This window comes from Variovorax sp. Soil_C_26 (genome assembly GCF_057657075.1).
This window is the reverse complement of record NZ_JBDGJC010000002.1, coordinates 153,384-170,398: the sequence shown is the minus strand read 5'-3', so window position 1 is coordinate 170,398 and position 17,015 is coordinate 153,384. Positions and strand designations below refer to the sequence as shown.

The 17,015-nt window shown below is 67.5% G+C and carries 15 protein-coding genes; all 15 read right to left on the bottom strand.

Going from position 1 to position 17,015, the window contains the following annotated elements:
• Position 1 precedes the first annotated feature (1 nt).
• Complete coding sequence (locus AC3A6G_RS06205) at positions 2-766, bottom strand: ABC transporter permease (protein ID WP_487862166.1); 765 nt, start codon at positions 764-766, stop codon at positions 2-4.
• Positions 763-1,710: an ABC transporter ATP-binding protein gene (locus AC3A6G_RS06200; RefSeq protein WP_487862167.1), complete on the bottom strand. Its 948-nt coding sequence runs from the start codon at positions 1,708-1,710 to the stop codon at positions 763-765. Before AC3A6G_RS06200 ends, AC3A6G_RS06205 begins: the two co-directional genes overlap by 4 nt.
• A gap of 97 nt (positions 1,711-1,807) precedes the next feature.
• A complete protein-coding gene (locus AC3A6G_RS06195; RefSeq protein ID WP_487862168.1) occupies positions 1,808-2,080 on the bottom strand; it encodes an STAS domain-containing protein in 273 nt (90 codons plus the stop codon).
• Between the two features lie 4 nt (positions 2,081-2,084).
• On the bottom strand, positions 2,085-2,744 hold the full coding sequence (locus AC3A6G_RS06190; RefSeq protein ID WP_487862169.1) for an MlaC/ttg2D family ABC transporter substrate-binding protein: 660 nt from the start codon (positions 2,742-2,744) through the stop codon (positions 2,085-2,087).
• 190 nt (positions 2,745-2,934) lie between these two features.
• Positions 2,935-3,690 carry an MlaA family lipoprotein gene (locus tag AC3A6G_RS06185; RefSeq protein WP_487862170.1) on the bottom strand — a complete coding sequence of 252 codons (756 nt, stop codon included), beginning with the start codon at positions 3,688-3,690 and terminating at the stop codon, positions 2,935-2,937.
• Positions 3,687-4,178, bottom strand: a complete 492-nt coding sequence (gene mlaD, locus AC3A6G_RS06180; protein ID WP_487862171.1) for an outer membrane lipid asymmetry maintenance protein MlaD — start codon at positions 4,176-4,178, stop codon at positions 3,687-3,689. Before mlaD ends, AC3A6G_RS06185 begins: the two co-directional genes overlap by 4 nt.
• Before the next feature lie 37 nt (positions 4,179-4,215).
• The gene (gene mlaE, locus AC3A6G_RS06175; protein ID WP_487862172.1) at positions 4,216-4,998 is read right to left on the bottom strand and encodes a lipid asymmetry maintenance ABC transporter permease subunit MlaE; all 783 of its coding nucleotides are present in this window, start codon (positions 4,996-4,998) and stop codon (positions 4,216-4,218) included.
• Positions 4,995-5,855, bottom strand: a complete 861-nt coding sequence (locus AC3A6G_RS06170) for an ABC transporter ATP-binding protein (protein WP_487862173.1) — start codon at positions 5,853-5,855, stop codon at positions 4,995-4,997. Before AC3A6G_RS06170 ends, mlaE begins: the two co-directional genes overlap by 4 nt.
• A 67-nt stretch (positions 5,856-5,922) precedes the next feature.
• Positions 5,923-7,401, bottom strand: a complete 1,479-nt coding sequence (locus AC3A6G_RS06165; protein WP_487862174.1) for a glutamate synthase subunit beta — start codon at positions 7,399-7,401, stop codon at positions 5,923-5,925.
• Positions 7,402-7,443: 42 nt separating this feature from the next.
• Positions 7,444-12,204, bottom strand: a complete 4,761-nt coding sequence (locus AC3A6G_RS06160) for a glutamate synthase-related protein (protein WP_487873338.1) — start codon at positions 12,202-12,204, stop codon at positions 7,444-7,446.
• A 175-nt stretch (positions 12,205-12,379) separates the two neighbouring features.
• Positions 12,380-13,081 carry a transposase gene (locus tag AC3A6G_RS06155; protein ID WP_487862176.1) on the bottom strand — a complete coding sequence of 234 codons (702 nt, stop codon included), beginning with the start codon at positions 13,079-13,081 and terminating at the stop codon, positions 12,380-12,382.
• 37 nt (positions 13,082-13,118) lie between these two features.
• The gene (locus AC3A6G_RS06150) at positions 13,119-14,000 is read right to left on the bottom strand and encodes a class I SAM-dependent methyltransferase (protein ID WP_487873337.1); all 882 of its coding nucleotides are present in this window, start codon (positions 13,998-14,000) and stop codon (positions 13,119-13,121) included.
• Entirely contained in the window at positions 13,997-14,572 is a 576-nt protein-coding gene (locus AC3A6G_RS06145; protein ID WP_487864287.1) for a DUF1415 domain-containing protein, read from the bottom strand. The genes AC3A6G_RS06150 and AC3A6G_RS06145 overlap by 4 nt, the downstream gene beginning before the upstream one ends.
• Entirely contained in the window at positions 14,569-15,846 is a 1,278-nt protein-coding gene (locus tag AC3A6G_RS06140; RefSeq protein ID WP_487862179.1) for an MFS transporter, read from the bottom strand. Before AC3A6G_RS06140 ends, AC3A6G_RS06145 begins: the two co-directional genes overlap by 4 nt.
• 22 nt (positions 15,847-15,868) lie before the next feature.
• Positions 15,869-16,999, bottom strand: a complete 1,131-nt coding sequence (locus AC3A6G_RS06135) for a deoxyguanosinetriphosphate triphosphohydrolase (RefSeq protein WP_487862180.1) — start codon at positions 16,997-16,999, stop codon at positions 15,869-15,871.
• Positions 17,000-17,015: the final 16 nt, after the last annotated feature.

Here is a 17,015-nt window from a genome sequence, read left to right as displayed (position 1 = left end):
TTTAGCCTCTGATTTTGTAGCCGATGCGCAGCAGATGGACCGCGATCGCGCTGATCACGAGCCACGCCGCGCCGACGATGCCCAGGCTGAGCCAGGGCGAGGCGTCGCTCACGCCGAAGAAGCCGTAGCGGAAGCCGTCGATCATGTAGAAGAACGGGTTCAGGTGGCTCACTTTCTGCCAGAACGGCGGCAGCGACCCGATCGAATAGAACACGCCCGAGAGAAAGGTCATGGGCATGATCAGGAAGTTCTGGAACACGGCCATCTGGTCGAACTTCTCGGCCCAGAGCCCTGCGATGAGCCCCAGCGTGCCGAGCATGGCCGAGCCAAGCAGCGCGAACACCACGATCCAGAGCGGCGCCACGAAATTCGGCATCGCGAAGAACATGGTGACCACGAAGACGCCGAGTCCCACGGCCAGCCCGCGGATCACCGACGAGCCCACGTAGGCGAAGAACCAGCCCCAGTGCGACAGCGGCGTGAGCAGCACGAAGACCAGGTTGCCCATGATCTTGCTCTGGATGATCGACGAGGAACTGTTGGCGAAGGCGTTCTGCAGCACGCTCATCATCACGAGCCCGGGCACCAGAAAGGCGGTGTAGCTGACCGAGCCGTAGACCTTCACATGGTCTTCGAGCACATGGCCGAACACCATCAGGTAGAGCAGCGCGGTGAGCACCGGTGCACCGACGGTCTGAAAGCCGACCTTCCAGAAGCGCAGCGTCTCCTTGTAGAGCAGCGCGCGCCATCCCGTAACGGCCATCATCGGGACACCTCCAGCGGCGTCTGCTCGCCCGCCATCAGGTCGATGAACACGTCTTCCAGGTCGGCCTTGCGCATTTCCACGTCTTCCACCACGACGCCGGCCTCGCGGATCGCGGCCAGCAGTTGTTCGACTTCATGCGCGTTCTGCGCCGGCAGTTGCACGATGCGGCCGGTGATGCGCGCATGCTGGGCGATGGACCACGGAAGCATGGCGTCGGTCTTGAAGCGCAGCACATTGCTCGCGGCGGACTTGAGCAGCTCGCTGGTGCGGTCCAGCGCGATCACGCGGCCGAGCTTGAGCATCGCGATGCGGCTGCACAGCGCTTCGGCCTCTTCGAGGTAATGGGTGGTGAGCAGCACGGTGCTGCCCTGCTTGTTGAGCCTGGCGACGAACTGCCACAGCGTCTGGCGCAGTTCGACGTCGACGCCGGCCGTGGGCTCGTCGAGCACGATGACCGGCGGCTTGTGCACCAGCGCCTGCGCCACCAGCACGCGGCGCTTCATGCCGCCCGAGAGCTGGCGCATGTTGGCGGTGGCCTTGTCGGCCAAGCCCAGGCTTTGCAGCAGCTCGTCGATCCAGGCCTCGTTGTTCTTGATGCCGAAATAGCCCGACTGGATGCGCAGCGACTCCCGCACGTTGAAGAACGGGTCGAACACCAGCTCCTGCGGCACGATGCCGAGCTGGCGCCGCGCTTCGGCGTAGTCGCGCTGCACATCGAAGCCGTGCACGCTGATCGCGCCGGCCGTGGGCCGCGACAGGCCCGCGAGCATGCTGATCAGGGTGGTCTTGCCGGCGCCGTTGGGACCGAGCAGGCCGAAGAATTCGCCCTCCTCGATCTGGAAGCTGACGTCGTCGACGGCGCGCAAACCCTGCTGGCCTTGGGCCCGCTGTTGTCTGGAGGGGGGATAGGTCTTGGAGACCGACTGGAATGAGATCGCGGGCATGGGAGCCGGCGATTTTACGGGCGCGCCAGTTTGCACGCTGGACGCAGGCCCGATGCCCTGCCCTGGCGCCGGCCGATGCGGCGCCCCGGAAGGCCGCTCAGGGCGCCGCCGGCAGCAGGCTCGCGACGCCGTACAGCGCCGCCAGCTCGCGCAGTCGGGGCGGCAGTCCCTTGACCGCGAAGCCGCGGCCGATCGCGCTCGATTCGCGCCGGCATTCGAGCAGCACCGCAAGCGCCGAGGAGTCGAACTGCGCGAGCGCGCTGGCGTCGACCACTGTCGACGTATCGGTCTGCCCCGCGAGCCCCTGCTGCAGCATGCGCATGCAGGCCGGGGCGTCGTCGTGCGTGAGCTTCGAGGGCAGCACCAGCATGGCGTCAGCTCCGGCCGCTGTTGCCCTTGTTGCGCGCGGCGAGCGCTGCAATCAGGCCATCGATGCCGCGGGCGTTGATTTCCTGCGCGAACTGCGTGCGGTAGGTGTCGACCAGCCAGACGCCCAGCACATTGAGGTTGTAGACCTTCCAGCCACCGCCCTGCCCCGGCGTCTTCTCGAGCCGGTAGTCGAGCTGGACCGGATCGCCGCGGCCCTTGACCTCGGTGCGGACCAGCACTTCGTTGTCTTCGGTCGAACCGCGGAACGGACGCACCGTGACGCTCTGGTCGCTGACCTGGTCGAGCGCGCCCGCGTAGGTGCGCACCAGCAGCGTCTTGAACTCTTCCTGCAGGCGCTTCTGCTGCTCCGGCGTGGCCTGGCGCCAGGCCGGGCCCACCGCGGACGCCGTCATGCGCTGGAAGTTGACGTTGGGCATGATCTTGCTGTCGACCAGCAGCATGATCTTGTTGATGTCGCCGGCCTTGATCGAGGTGTCCGCCTTGATGGTCTCGAGCACGTCGGTCGACAGCCGCTTGACGAGCGCGTCGGGCGCCTCGTCGGCCGCATGCGCGGGACGCACGAAGGCGGTGGCGGCGCCCACGAGCAGTGCGCTGGCCAGTACGAGCCGGCCGAAGCCGCGGCGTTGCAAGATCTTGTTGTTCATGAAAACCCCTTCAAGTTGAAACTCCTGCAGGGCCGCGCGATCGATTCGATTGTTCGCGCGCCTGCTGGAAAGAACGTGTTCGACAGGCCGCCGGCCGACCCGGTTCCCTGAAGCACAGGTGAAGCCTTGAAACGGGATGCAAGCAGAAACGCTCGCATCCGGCGGCGATCAGCCCTGCTTCCGCCCCGATCTACTTTCCGCCTTCATCGTCGTCGTCCGGTGGATTGCCGTCGTAGACGTCGCTGCGGCGATGCTGCAGGTAGGCGTCGCGCGTGAAGGTGTACTTGTCGAGCGCGGCGTCGTTCAGCAGCCGCCCCGCGCGCAGGTACCGCGCGCGCGTGTCGACGGCTTCGAGCAGCGCCAGCGAGTTGCGCCATGCCACGTCGTGCATGTTGCCGATCACGCTGCCGGCGCGGTCGACCGGCAGGGCGGCGGTGTCGCGCACCGTCGACGGGCCGAACACCGGCAGCACCACGTACGGTCCGGGCCCGACGCCCCAGCGGCCGAGTGTCTGGCCAAAGTCTTCCTCGTGGCGGTCGATGCCGGCCTCGGTGGCAATGTCCAGCAGACCGCCAAGCCCGAAGAAGGTGTTCACGTTGAGACGCATGAAGGTCTCGGCGCTGTTGCGCAGCTTGAGCTGTGCGACGCTGTTGGCGAAGCTCCAGATGTCGCCGACATTGCTGAAGAAGTTGCCCACGCCCGTTCGCACCATCGAAGGCAGCACGCGTTCGTAGGCGGTGGCCGCGGGCACGAGCACTGCGTCGTCCACCACGTCGTTGAAGCGCGTGACGCCGCGGTTGAAAGGCTCGAAAGGATCGCCCGGATGGGCCTGGGGGCCGCTGGCGCATCCCGCAGCCAGGGCCAGGGCGACGGCAGCGGCCGCCCAATGTGCGCCGCGCGCTACCTTATTGATAGCGAGCGGCCTCAGAGTGCTCGTTGATTTCATTTCTTGTTGGCTGTTCCCGGCGTCGAAGTGCTTCCTTCGGCCGCCTTGCTGTAGAGGAATTGGCTGATCAGGTTTTCGAGCACCACGGCCGACTGGGTCGCAGTGATCGTGTCGCCGGCCTGGAGGTTCTTCTCCTCGGCGCCCGCCTCGATGCCGATGTACTGCTCGCCGAGCAGGCCACTGGTCAGGATCTTGAGCGAGCTGTCCTTGGGAAAACTGTAGCGTTTTTGCAAAGCCAGCGTCACGTTGGCCTGAAATGTCTTGTCGTCGAAGGTGATCGATTCGACACGGCCGACGACCACGCCGGAACTCTTGACCGCCGTCTGCGGCTTGAGCCCGCCGATGTTCTGGAAGCGGGCGACCACGTTGTAGGTCTGCTGGAAATTCAGGCTCAGCAGGTTGGCGGACTGCAGCGCGAGGAAAAGCAGCGCCGCGCCGCCGATCAGGACGAACAGGCCGACCCAGAGGTCGTTGTTGGAACGTTGCATGGTTGGCACTCTCTAGAACGATGGAGCCGGGGCTCCTTCAAATACTGAACATCATGGCGGTGAGCAGGAAGTCGAGCCCCAGCACCGACAGCGACGCCATCACCACGGTGCGCGTGGTGGCGCGCGACACGCCTTCGGGCGTGGGCTGCGCCTCGTAGCCCTGCAGCAGCGCGATGAAAGTGACGGTGAAGCCGAAGACGATGCTCTTGATCACGCCGTTGCCGACGTCGCGCCACACGTCGACGCCGCCCTGCATCTGCCCCCAGAACGCACCGGGGTCGACGCCGAGCATCAGCACGCCGACCACGTAGCCGCCCATGATGCCGACGGCGCTGAACACCGCCGCCAGCAGCGGCATCGTGATGACGCCGGCCCAGAAGCGCGGCGCCAGGATGCGCCGCACCGGATCGACGGCCATCATCTCCATCGCGCTGAGCTGCTCGCCGGCCTTCATGAGGCCGATCTCGGCGGTCAGCGAGGTGCCGGCCCGACCGGTGAAGAGCAGCGCCGCCACCACCGGCCCGAGCTCGCGCACCAGGCTCAGCGCCACCAGCAGGCCGAGCGCTTCGGAGGAACCGTAGCGCTGCAGCGCGTAGTACATCTGCAGCCCGAGCACGAAGCCGACGAACAGGCCCGACACCGCGATGATCGCGAGCGAGTAGTTGCCGAGGAAATGGATCTGGTCGCGCACCAGGCTGAAGCGTCGCAGGCTCTGCGCGCCCTGCAGCACCAAGCGCACGAACAGCTTGGCGCCGTAGCCCAGGCCGGCGAGCTTGCTGCGCACCGTGAAGCCGACGTCGGCCGGATTCCACCAGCTCATGAGCGGCCTCCCTGCGGATCGAAGTCTTCCTCGATGCCGACGCCCGGGTGATGAAAGTGCACCGGTCCGTCGGGCAGCGCATTGACGAACTGGTGGACCAGCGGGTCGTCGCTCTGGCGCACGTCGTCGGGTGCGCCCTGCGCGGCGATGCGGCCGTTGGCCAGGATCACCACATGGTCGGCGATGCGGAAGGTTTCCTCGAGGTCGTGCGAAACCACGATGCTCGTGAGCCCGAGCGTGTCGTTGAGCCGCCGGATCAGCCGCGCCGCCGTGCCCAGCGAGATCGGGTCGAGGCCGGCGAAGGGCTCGTCGTACATGACCAGGTCGGGGTCGAGCGCGATCGCGCGGGCCAGCGCCACGCGCCGGGCCATGCCGCCCGAGACCTCGCTCGGCATCAGGTCGCGCGCACCGCGCAGGCCGACCGCGTCGAGCTTCATGAGCACGATGTCGCGCACCAGCGGCTCGGGCAATTGCGTGTGCTCGCGCAGCGGGAAGGCGACGTTGTCGAACACGCTCATGTCGGTGAAGAGCGCACCGAACTGGAACAGCATGCCCATGCGGCGCCGCGCCGCGTACAGCGCCGCCGCATCGAAGCCGCCCACATCGTGGCCGTCGAACAGCACCTCGCCGCGCTGCGCCCGCTGCTGGCCGCCGACGAGCCGCAGCACGGTCGTCTTGCCGCCGCCCGAAGCGCCCATCAGTGCCGTGACCTTGCCGCGCGGCACGGAAAACGACACGCCGCCGAGGATCGCGCGTGCGCCGTAGCCGAACGTGACGTCGCGGAACTCTACGAAGGGTTGGGGCTGGGGTACGGCTGCGTCCATCTCAATGAAAAAGCCGGGCACCCTTTCGGGCATCCCGGCGTGCGGTTTCCGCGAATGATAGCGGGAGCGCGGCAGGCCCCGCCAAACTGAAACAAAAATCTCAGCGCGGAAGGTCGCTGAATCCCATCAGGAATTCGTCCACCGAGCGCGCGGCCTGCCGGCCCTCGCGAATCGCCCAGACGACGAGCGACTGGCCCCGGCGGATGTCACCGGCCGCGAACACCTTGGGCACGTTGGTGACATAGCCGCCGACGAAATCGACGCTAGCGCGGGCGTTGCCGCGCGCGTCTTTCTCGACGCCGAAGGCATCGAGCACCGCCGCCACGGGGCTCACGAAGCCCATGGCGAGCAGCACGAGGTCGGCCTTGAGGATCTGCTCGCTGCCTGCGACTTCCTGCATCCTGCCGTCCTTCCATTCGACACGGACGGTCTTGAGGCCGGTGACCTTGCCCTTTTCGCCGATGAACTCCTTGGTAGAGATCGCGAACTCGCGCTCGCAGCCTTCCTCGTGGCTGGAGCTGGTGCGCAGCTTGATCGGCCAATAGGGCCAGGTCAGCGGGCGGTTCTCTTCCTCAGGCGGCTGGGGCATCAGCTCGAACTGCGTGACGCTCGCTGCGCCGTGGCGGTTGCTGGTGCCCACGCAGTCGGAGCCGGTGTCGCCGCCGCCGATCACGATCACGTGCTTGCCTTCGGCGCGCAGCTGGCCCTTGAGCTTGTCGCCGGCATTGACGCGGTTCTGCTGCGGCAGGAACTCCATCGCGAAATGGATGCCGTCGAGGTCGCGCCCGGGCACGGGCAGGTCGCGCGACTGCTCGGCGCCGCCGGTGAGCAGCACGGCGTCGAACTCTTTCTGCAGCTGCTCGGGCGTGACCGTTTCCTTGGCCAGGTTGGTCACCTTGGAGCCTTTGCCGAGCGGGTCCTTCGCGGCACCGACGACCACGCCGGTGCGAAAGGCCACGCCCTCGGCCTTCATCTGCTCGACGCGGCGATCAATGTGCGACTTCTCCATCTTGAAATCGGGGATGCCGTAGCGCAGCAGGCCGCCAATGCGGTCGTTCTTCTCGAACAGCGTGACGTCATGGCCGGCGCGCGCGAGCTGCTGCGCTGCGGCCATGCCGGCCGGGCCGGCGCCCACCACGGCAACCTTCTTCCCCGTCTTGTGCTTGGCCACGCGCGGCGCGACCCAGCCTTCGTCCCACGCGCGGTCGATGATCGCGTGCTCGAGCGACTTGATGCCCACGGGATCGTCGTTCACGTTGAGCACGCAGGCGGCCTCGCAGGGTGCAGGGCAGATGCGGCCGGTGAACTCGGGGAAGTTGTTGGTGGAGTCGAGCACTGCGAAGGCGTTCTGCCAGTCGTTGCGGTACACGAGATCGTTGAAGTCCGGAATGATGTTGTTGACCGGGCAACCGCTGTTGCAGAACGGCGTGCCGCAGTCCATGCAGCGCGCGCCCTGCACCTTGGCCTGTTCGGTGTCCAGGCCGATGACGAATTCCTTGTAGTGCTTCAGGCGCTCCTCGACCGGGCGGTAGCCCTCCTCGACGCGCTCATGCTCCAGGAAGCCGGTGATCTTTCCCATCGTGATGTTCCTTCGTTATGTCTTCTGCGTTCACCCGGGCATTCAGGCAGCCGCCGGCGCCGTTTTGGACGCGGCAATCGCATGCGGCTCGAGGCCGACGTGCGCGTTGTTGCCGCTGCTCGTGAGCTCGACCTTGCGGTCGTGGAGTTCGGCGAGCGCGCGCTTGTACTCGTTGGGGAACACCTTCACGAACTTGGTCCGCGCCTCGGCCCAGTTGTCGAGCAGCTCGCGCGCGCGCTTGCTGCCGGTCCAGCGGTGGTGGTCTTCGAGCAGCTTGCGCAGCTGCGCCTCGTCGGTCTCGCCGCCGTGCCAGATCTTGCGGTGCACGCTCGCGGTCTGCTCGGTGGAGGTCAGCACCTTCTCGAGCGAGACCATCGCCATGTTGCAGCGCGAGGCAAACTGGCCGTCCTCGTCGTAGACGAAGGCCACGCCGCCGCTCATGCCGGCCGCGAAGTTGCGGCCCGTCTTGCCGAGCACGGCCACGGTGCCGCCGGTCATGTACTCGCAGCCATGGTCGCCCGTGCCTTCGACCACCGCGGTGGCGCCCGACAGGCGCACTGCGAAGCGTTCGCCGGCCACGCCGCAGAGGTAGGCTTCGCCGGTGGTCGCGCCGTACAGCGCGGTGTTGCCCACGATGGTGTTGCGCACCGCCTCGCCCCGGAAGTCGAGGCTAGGGCGCACCACCACGCGGCCGCCCGACAGGCCCTTGCCGGTGTAGTCGTTGGCGTCGCCGATCAGGTAGAGCGTGATGCCGCGCGCCAGGAAAGCCCCGAACGACTGGCCGCCGGTGCCTTCGAGCTGGATGCGGATCGAATCGTCGGGCAGGCCCTGCGGATGCACCTTGGTCAGCGCGCCCGAGAGCATGGCGCCCACCGAACGGTTGACGTTGCGCGCCACCTCGATGAACTGCACCTTCTCGCCGCGGTCGATGGCGGGGCGCGACTTTTCGATCAGCTTCACGTCGAGCGCGCGGTCGAGGCCGTGGTCCTGGTTCTCGACGTGGTAGCGCGACACATCGGCGGGCACATTCGGCAGTGCGAACAGGCGGCTGAAGTCCAGGCCCGAGGCCTTCCAGTGCTCGATGCCGCGGCGCATGTCGAGCAGGTCGGCGCGGCCGATCATGTCGTCGAACTTGCGGATGCCGAGCTGGGCCATGATCTGGCGCACTTCCTCGGCCACGAAGAAGAAGTAGTTGACGACGTGCTCGGGCTTGCCCGAGAACTTCTGGCGCAGCACCGGGTCTTGCGTGGCCACGCCCACCGGGCAGGTGTTCAGGTGGCACTTGCGCATCATGATGCAGCCCTCGACCACCAGCGGCGCGGTGGCGAAGCCGAACTCGTCGGCGCCCAGAAGTGCGCCGATGGCGACGTCGCGGCCGGTCTTCATCTGGCCGTCGGCCTGCACGCGGATGCGGCTGCGCAGGCGGTTGAGCACCAGCGTCTGCTGCGTCTCGGCCAGGCCGATCTCCCACGGGCTGCCTGCGTGCTTGATCGACGACCAGGGCGAGGCGCCCGTGCCGCCGTCATGGCCGGCGATCACGACGTGGTCGCTCTTGCACTTGGCCACGCCTGCGGCGATGGTGCCGACGCCGATCTCGCTCACCAGCTTGACGCTGATGCTCGCATGCGGCGCGGTGTTCTTCAGGTCGTGGATCAGCTGCGCGAGGTCTTCGATCGAGTAGATGTCATGGTGCGGCGGCGGGCTGATGAGGCCCACGCCCGGCACCGCGTAGCGCTGCTTGCCGATGTACTCGGTGACCTTGCCGCCCGGGAGCTGGCCGCCCTCGCCGGGCTTGGCGCCCTGCGCCATCTTGATCTGGATCTGGTCGGCCGAATGCAAGTACTCGGCCGTGACGCCGAAGCGGCCCGAGGCCACCTGCTTGATGCGCGAACGCAGCGAGTCGCCATCGCGCAGCGGCAGATCGACCTCGACGTTCTCGGCGCCGATGACGCTGCGCAGCGTGTCGCCCTGCTTGATCGGAATGCCCTTGAGCTCGTTGCGGTAGCGCGCCGGGTCTTCGCCGCCTTCGCCGGTGTTGCTCTTGCCGCCGATGCGGTTCATGGCCACGGCGAGCACCGAGTGCGCCTCGGTGCTGATCGAGCCGAGCGACATCGCGCCGGTGGCGAAGCGCTTCACGATCTCGGACGCGGGCTCGACCTCGTCGACCGGAATCGCCTTGGCGGTATCGATCTTGAACTCGAACAGGCCGCGCAGCGTGAGGTGGCGGCGGTTCTGGTCGTTGATGAGCTGCGCGTATTCCTTGTAGGTGTTCCAGTTGTTGGCGCGCGTGCTGTGCTGCAGCTTGGCGATCGCATCGGGCGTCCACATGTGCTCCTCGCCGCGCGTGCGCCAGGCGTATTCGCCGCCCGCGTCGAGCATGTTGGCAAGCACCGGGTCGTCGCCGAACGCGGCCTTGTGCATGCGGATCGCTTCCTCGGCGATCTCGAACACGCCGATGCCCTCGACGCGGCTCGCGGTGCCCGTGAAGTACTTGCCGACCGTCCGGCTGTTGAGGCCGATGGCCTCGAACAGCTGGGCGCCGCAGTAGCTCATGTAGGTGCTGACACCCATCTTCGACATGATCTTCGACAAGCCCTTGCCGATGGCCTTGACGTAGTTGTAGACCGCCTTCTCGGCGCTCATGTCGCCCGGCAGGTCCGCGTGCATCGCCGCCAGCGTTTCCATGGCCAGGTACGGGTGCACGGCTTCGGCGCCGTAGCCCGCGAGCACGGCGAAGTGGTGCACCTCGCGCGCCGAGCCGGTCTCCACGACCAGTCCGGCCGTGGTGCGCAGGCCCTCGCCCACGAGGTACTGGTGCACGGCCGACAACGCCAGCGCAGCGGGAATCGCCACCTGCGTCGGGCCGACGCCGCGGTCGCTCACGATCAGGATGTTGTGGCCGCCCTTGATCGCGTCCACCGCCTCGGCGCACAGCGATGCCAGCTTGGCCTCGACGCCTTCGTAGCCCCAGTCGAGCGGGTAGGTGATGTCGAGCACGTAGCTCTTGAACTTGCCCTGCGTGTAGGTGCCGATGTCGCGCAGCTTGGCCATGTCGGCAAAGTCGAGGATCGGCTGGCTCACTTCGAGCCGCATCGGCGGGTTGACCTGGTTGATGTCCAGCAGGTTCGGCTTGGGGCCGATGAACGACACCAGCGACATCACGATCGCTTCGCGGATCGGGTCGATCGGCGGGTTGGTCACCTGCGCGAACAGCTGCTTGAAGTAGTTGTAGAGCGGCTTGTTCTTGCTCGAGAGCACGGCCAGCGGGCTGTCGTTGCCCATGGAGCCGATGCCCTCTTCGCCGGCCTGCGCCATCGGGCTCATCAGGAACTTGATGTCTTCCTGGGTGTAGCCGAAGGCCTGCTGGCGGTCGAGCAGCGGCACCTGCGAGATCGGCGCGCTGACCGCGCCGGCCGGCTCGGCCTCGACGCTGTCGAGCTTGATGCGCAGGTTCTCGATCCACTGCTTGTAGGGCTTGCTGTTCGCGAGGGTGGCCTTGACCTCCTCATCGTCGATCATGCGGCCCTGCTCCAGGTCGATCAGGAACATCTTGCCGGGCTGCAGGCGCCACTTGCGCACGATCTTCTGCTCGGGCACGGGCAGCACGCCCGACTCCGAGGCCATGATGACGAGGTCGTCGTCGGTCACGCAGTAGCGCGAAGGCCGCAGGCCGTTGCGGTCGAGCGTGGCGCCGATCTGGCGGCCGTCGGTGAAGACGATCGAGGCCGGGCCGTCCCACGGCTCGAGCATGGCCGCGTGGTATTCGTAGAACGCGCGGCGGCGCGGGTCCATGGTGGCGTGCTGCTCCCAGGGTTCCGGGATCATCATCATCACGGCCTGGCTGATCGGGTAGCCGGCCATCGTGAGCAGCTCGAGGCAGTTGTCGAAGGTGGCGGTATCGGACTGGCCGGCGAAGCTGATCGGGTAGAGCTTCTGCAGGTCGGGGCCGAGCACCGGCGACGACATCACGCCTTCGCGCGCCTTCATCCAGTTGTAGTTGCCCTTGACCGTGTTGATTTCACCGTTGTGGGCGACGTAGCGGTACGGGTGGGCCAGCGGCCACTCCGGGAAGGTGTTGGTCGAGAAGCGCTGGTGCACCAGGCCGAGCGCCGAAACGCAGCGCTTGTCCTGCAGGTCGAGGTAATAGGTACCGACCTGGTCGGCGAGCAGCAGGCCCTTGTAGACCACGGTGCGGCTCGACATGCTCGGAACGTAGTATTCCTTGCTGTGCTTGAGCTTCAGGCGCTGGATGTTGGCGCTCGCGGTCTTGCGGATCACGTAGAGCTTGCGCTCGAGTGCGTCCTGCACGATCACGTCGTTGCCGCGGCCGATGAAGACCTGGCGCAGCAGCGGCTCTTTCTCGCGCACGGTCGGCGACATCGGCATCTCGCGATTCACCGGCACGTCGCGCCAGCCCAGCAGCACCTGCCCCTCGGCCTTGATCGCGCGCTCCATCTCCTGTTCGCAGGCCTGGCGCGAGGCATGTTCCTTGGGCAGGAAGATCATGCCGACGCCGTATTCGCCGGGCGGGGGCAGCGTGACGCCCTGCTTGGCCATTTCTTCGCGGTAGAGGCGGTCGGGCAGCTGGATCAGGATGCCGGCGCCGTCGCCCATCAGCTTGTCGGCGCCCACTGCGCCGCGGTGGTCGAGGTTCTCGAGGATCTTGAGGCCCTGCAGCACGATGGCATGGCTCTTCTCGCCCTTGATGTGCGCGACGAAGCCGACGCCGCAGGCGTCATGCTCGTCGGCACCGGAATACAGACCGTGTTGTTGGAGATGTTCGATCTCGGCAGCCGTCGTCATGGCGCACTCCTTCAGTTTTCGCAGGGATGGTGAGGATATTGCGATGCACAAAGAATGCCAAACACTTTAATCGGGGTCAGAGTCTCATTGAATTTCGAGGGTTTTGGTGAGGATAAAATTGGGGACAGATTGATTGGCCGGCACGCGGAGCGGCGCCTTTTCCATGCCCCTGCGTTCAGGCCTGCGTCTCGGGCGCTGAGGGAGGCCGGCCGGCGCGGGCCTTGGTCACGCGGCGCTCGGTCGATTTCTGAAGCGAGGCCAGAAAGTCGGCATCGCCCGCTGCCCAGCCCCGCAAGGTTGCATCGGTGAGCGCGACCTGGTCGGCAGCACGCACGCCGCCGCGCACGAGCTCTACATAGGCAGCCTCGCGCGCGAACGGCGTGTTGCCGAGTTCCCAATAGAGCGGATGTGGCGTCAGCAGCCTGTCGTGGCGCAAGCCCGCGTAGTGACCGTGGCTGGACCAGGCGAAGTCGCGCGCATCCGACACCAGCCCTGCGCGCACCGGGTTCAGGTCGATATAGGCCATGCAGGTCAGCAGGTAGCGGTCGGTCTGGATCAGCGTGGACCTGTAGCGCCCTTCCCACAGCGTGCCGCTGCGGCCATGGCGGTCGTTGAAATAGCGCACGTAGCTGCGCCCCACCGACTGCATGAACTGCGGCAGGCCGGTGGTTCTGTCAGGCGTGGCCAGCAGGTGGAAATGGTTGTCCATCAGCACGTAGGCGTGCAGCGCGATGCCAAAGCGCACGGCGTTGTCGGCGAGCAGGCCGAGCAGCTTTTCGTGGTCCGCGCGATCCACAAAGATCGGCTGGCGGTTGTTGCCGCGCTGGATCACGTGGTGCGGCATGCCGGGGAGCGTGAGGCGGGGAAGACGGGCCATGGCGTCGAACGCTCGCGCGGGTTGCGTCGACGCCGGTTCAGTCCAGCCGAAACCGCGTATCGCCCAGGGCGTCGAGTCCGAACTGCGCCAGCAATTCGCGCAGCCGCGCCGCGGCGGCAGCCTTGCGCTGGCCGGTATGGCGCGCCAGGATCAGTTCGTTCTTCATGCTGTGCTCCCAGCCGACCAGTTCGGTGACGGTCACGCTGTAGCCGTTGGCCTCGAGGTAGAGGCAGCGCAGCACGTTGGTGAGCTGGCTGCCGATTTCGCGCGTGTGCAGCGGATGGCGCCAGAGCTCGGCCAGCGGCGTGCGCGACAGCGCGAGCGCCTTGGTCTCGCGCAGGCAGGCCGCGACCTCGGCCTGGCAGCAGGGCACGAGCACCATCGCGCGCGCCTTCTTCGCCAGTCCGAAGGCGATGGCGTCGTCGGTCGCGGTGTCGCAGGCATGCAGCGCGGTGACCACGTCGATGCGCTCGGGCAATTCGCTGGCGCTGGCCGACTCGGCCACCGTGAGGTTCAGGAAAGACATGCGGTCGAAGCCGAGCCGCGTGGCCAGCGCACGCGATTTCTCGACGAGTTCGCCGCGCGTCTCGATCCCGTATACGTGACCGCCCGCGTGCGAGCGGAAGAACAGGTCGTAGATGATGAAGCCGAGGTACGACTTGCCGGCGCCGTGGTCGGCCAGCGTGGCGCCGGTGCCCGCCTCCGGCAGCTCGCGCAGCAATTGCTCGATGAACTGGAACAGGTGGTAGACCTGCTTGAGCTTGCGGCGCGAGTCCTGGTTGAGGCGGCCTTCGCGCGTGAGGATGTGCAGTTCCTTCAAGAGCTCGACCGATTGGCCCGGACGCAGCACCTCCAACAATTCGTTTTCGGCCTTCGACGCTTTGGCGGTCATCCCGGCCCGGGTCGGCTGTGCGTTCATCGCGTTGCACTCCCGGCGCCGACGTCGAGCGCATTCCAGCCGGCCTGGCCCAGCGCTTCGAGCGTTTCGATGTTGCGCTCGAAGATCGCCTCGGCCTCGGGAAAGGCCTCGACCGCGCGGCTCACGCTGTCTTCGCGCAGCAGGTGCAGCGTGGGATAGGGCGCGCGATTGGTGGCGTTGCCGATGTCGTCGGGCGCGCTGCCGGCGAACTCGAACTGCGGATGGAAGCTCGCGAGCTGCAGCACGCCGTCGAAGCCTGCGCGCGCGAGCTTGCGTTCGGCGCGGGCCGTGAAGTCGTTGAAGTCCAGAAAGTCCGCCAAGGTGTTGGGTGCGATGAGCAAGGTGGTGTCGCGCACGGAAGCATCGTGCGCAGTGAGTTCACGGGCTTCGGCCAGGAGCATCTCGATCAGAGGGCCTTCGTCGGCGCCCAGGTAGACGGCATGGTGGATCTGCCGTTTCACGTGCACCGCCTTTGCGAAGGGGCACAGGTTGAGCCCGATGACCGCGCGCTCCAGCCAGCGCCGGGTATCGGCTTCGGCCTGCATGGCGTCGATTGTCGCTGCGTCCTTCATGCCACTTCCGTCGCAAGGCGTATTCGCCCGAGGCCCGCCGCGAGCAGCATGCCCGCGAGCGAGCAGGCGAGCGTGGCGATCCAGGTCCAATGCCAGCCGCCGGCGCGCAGCGCGATCCAGGCCACCGCCGGCGGCGCGAGGAACTGCCCCAGCGACGAGGCCTGCTGCATGAGGCCGACCGTGGTGGAGACGGTCGAAGGCCCCGGCGCCAGGCGCACGCCGAGCAGGAACAGCGTGGCAGGCACCATGCCGCCACCCAGCGAAAAGACGCAGACCGCGATGTAGCGCAGCGCCGGCGGCAGCCCCAGCGCGTCGCCGCCCTGCCCCACCTGCGCAAAGGCCGCGATGCCGCCCAGCGCCATGGCCAGGAACCCCCAGCGCAGCAGGCGCTCGGGCGCCACGCCGCGCTGGAGCCAGCGGCCGCCCGCGAGGTTGCCGACAATGTTCATCGCGGCAGCCAGCGCGGTCAGCACGGCGCTGAGCCCGGCCGGCACGCCCGCCCCCGCGTAGATGGCGGGCAGGAAACCGATTACCGCCATCCATTGGGCCGAATACACCGCGAAGGTCGCAGCCGTCATCCACGGCCCCCGTGCGCCGACAGTGGCGCGCAGCCGCGCCGGCCAGCCGGTGGCCGCCGCCCCGTCCGCCACCTTCGCGGCAGCGCCGGTCCGCCGTGCGTCCGGGGACACCGCAAGCCACAACCAGAGCGCCGCACCCGCGGAGACCGCGGACAGCGTCCACCACCAGTCGGGCCATCCGCCCCAGGCGATCAGGGCCGGGCCGGCCAGCAGCGCGAGCGCGACGCCGAACGGCATGTAAGCGCCCCACACGCCCAGCGCGGCCTTGTCGGCGCCGGCCGGCGTCAAGGCCCGGATCAACCCCGGTCCCGGCATCACGGCCATCAGGAAGCCGACGCCTTCGAGCGCGCGCAGGCCCAGCAGCCATTGCAGCGCGAACGTTCGGCCGAGCCAACCCGCGCCCACCGCGCCGCCCAGCAGGCTCGCGACCGTCAGGATCGCCAATCCCGCCAGCATGCTGCGGCGCAGGCCGATCGTGTCGGCTGCCAGCCCCGCAACCAGGCCCAGCGCCATGCTCGCCACCTGCACCAGCGACAGCAGGAACCCGGCCTCGACCAGGTCGATGCCCATCGTAGCTTGCAGCGCCGGCACCGCGGGCGGCAGCTTGCCGAGGTGCAGCGCGGCGCTGACGCCTCCCAGAACCACGGCAAAGGCGGCGAGCGGAACGCGTGCCGGCGCGGCGGCTGCAGCACTCACTGGTGCACCCTTCGCGCGGCGCTCATTCGATCGCCCGACGCCCGGTCAGGCGCTCATGCTCGCGCATCGCGAAGCGATCGGTCATGCCGGCGATGTAGTCAGCCACCGCACGGTGGCGGTCGCGGCGGCCCGCAAAGGAAGCCGGCATCTCGGCGTCGCGTTCGAGATACGCGTCGAACAGCTCGCGCACCACCTGCTGCGCCTGGTCGGTGGTCTGGGTGACCTGCGGATGCCGGTACAGATTGCGGAACAGAAAGCGCTTGAGTTCGTCGGATTGCGCCTGCATGGCCGGACTGAAACGCACCAGCGGTGGCGATTGGCGCACTGCGTCCGCGTCAGCCGGCTGCACCGCCTCGATCGCCGCCCGGGTGGCGTCGATCACGTCGTAGACCTGGGCGCTCAGCATGCGCCGGATGGTTTCGTAGAGCATGCGCCGCCCCTGCAGCCCCGGGTGCTCAGCCACCGCCTCGCAGCGGTATCGCTCGAACAGCGGCACCTCGCCGAGCTGCTCGACGCTGATGAGGCCGGAGCGCACGCCGTCGTCGATGTCGTGCGCGTTGTAGGCGATCGCGTCGGCCAGGTTGCACAGCTGCGCCTCGAGCGCCGGCTGCGTGCGGTCGAGAAAGCGCCGGGCCACGCCGCCGGGCTCGGCCGCTTCGAGCCGCTCCGCATTCGTTCGCGAGCAGTGCTTGAGGATGCCTTCGCGCGTCTCGAAGCTCAGGTTCAGCCCGTCGTACTGCGGATAGCGATGCTCCAGCGCATCGACCACGCGCAGGCTCTGCAGGTTGTGCTCGAAGCCGCCGTGGCCTTCCATGCAGGCGTCGAGCGCATCCTGGCCCGCATGGCCGAACGGCGTGTGGCCGAGGTCGTGCGCCAGCGCGATGGCTTCGACCAGGTCCTCGTTGATGCGCAGCGCACGCGCGATCGAGCGGCCCAGCTGCGCCACCTCCAGCGAATGCGTCAGCCGGGTGCGGAACAGGTCGCCCTCGTGGTTCAGGAAGACCTGGGTCTTGTAGACCAGGCGCCGAAATGCGGTCGAATGCACGATGCGATCGCGGTCGCGCTGGAATGCGTCGCGCGTCGGCGCCGGCGGCTCGGCATGCCGGCGCCCGCGCGAGCGCGACGGATGGCACGCAAAGGCCGCGAGGGTCATTGGTGCACCCTTGGCG

Excerpts from the sequence above, each read along its gene's own strand:
- AC3A6G_RS06205 (WP_487862166.1), bottom strand. The coding sequence starts at position 766 with ATGATGGCCGTTACGGGATGGCGCGCGCTGCTCTACAAGGAGACGCTG.
- AC3A6G_RS06200 (WP_487862167.1), bottom strand. The coding sequence starts at position 1,710 with ATGCCCGCGATCTCATTCCAGTCGGTCTCCAAGACCTATCCCCCCTCC.
- AC3A6G_RS06195 (WP_487862168.1), bottom strand. The coding sequence starts at position 2,080 with ATGCTGGTGCTGCCCTCGAAGCTCACGCACGACGACGCCCCGGCCTGC.
- AC3A6G_RS06190 (WP_487862169.1), bottom strand. The coding sequence starts at position 2,744 with ATGAACAACAAGATCTTGCAACGCCGCGGCTTCGGCCGGCTCGTACTG.
- AC3A6G_RS06185 (WP_487862170.1), bottom strand. The coding sequence starts at position 3,690 with ATGAAATCAACGAGCACTCTGAGGCCGCTCGCTATCAATAAGGTAGCG.
- mlaD (WP_487862171.1), bottom strand. The coding sequence starts at position 4,178 with ATGCAACGTTCCAACAACGACCTCTGGGTCGGCCTGTTCGTCCTGATC.
- mlaE (WP_487862172.1), bottom strand. The coding sequence starts at position 4,998 with ATGAGCTGGTGGAATCCGGCCGACGTCGGCTTCACGGTGCGCAGCAAG.
- AC3A6G_RS06170 (WP_487862173.1), bottom strand. The coding sequence starts at position 5,855 with ATGCCCGAAAGGGTGCCCGGCTTTTTCATTGAGATGGACGCAGCCGTA.
- AC3A6G_RS06165 (WP_487862174.1), bottom strand. The coding sequence starts at position 7,401 with ATGGGAAAGATCACCGGCTTCCTGGAGCATGAGCGCGTCGAGGAGGGC.
- AC3A6G_RS06160 (WP_487873338.1), bottom strand. The coding sequence starts at position 12,204 with ATGACGACGGCTGCCGAGATCGAACATCTCCAACAACACGGTCTGTAT.
- AC3A6G_RS06155 (WP_487862176.1), bottom strand. The coding sequence starts at position 13,081 with ATGGCCCGTCTTCCCCGCCTCACGCTCCCCGGCATGCCGCACCACGTG.
- AC3A6G_RS06150 (WP_487873337.1), bottom strand. The coding sequence starts at position 14,000 with ATGAACGCACAGCCGACCCGGGCCGGGATGACCGCCAAAGCGTCGAAG.
- AC3A6G_RS06145 (WP_487864287.1), bottom strand. The coding sequence starts at position 14,572 with ATGAAGGACGCAGCGACAATCGACGCCATGCAGGCCGAAGCCGATACC.
- AC3A6G_RS06135 (WP_487862180.1), bottom strand. The coding sequence starts at position 16,999 with ATGACCCTCGCGGCCTTTGCGTGCCATCCGTCGCGCTCGCGCGGGCGC.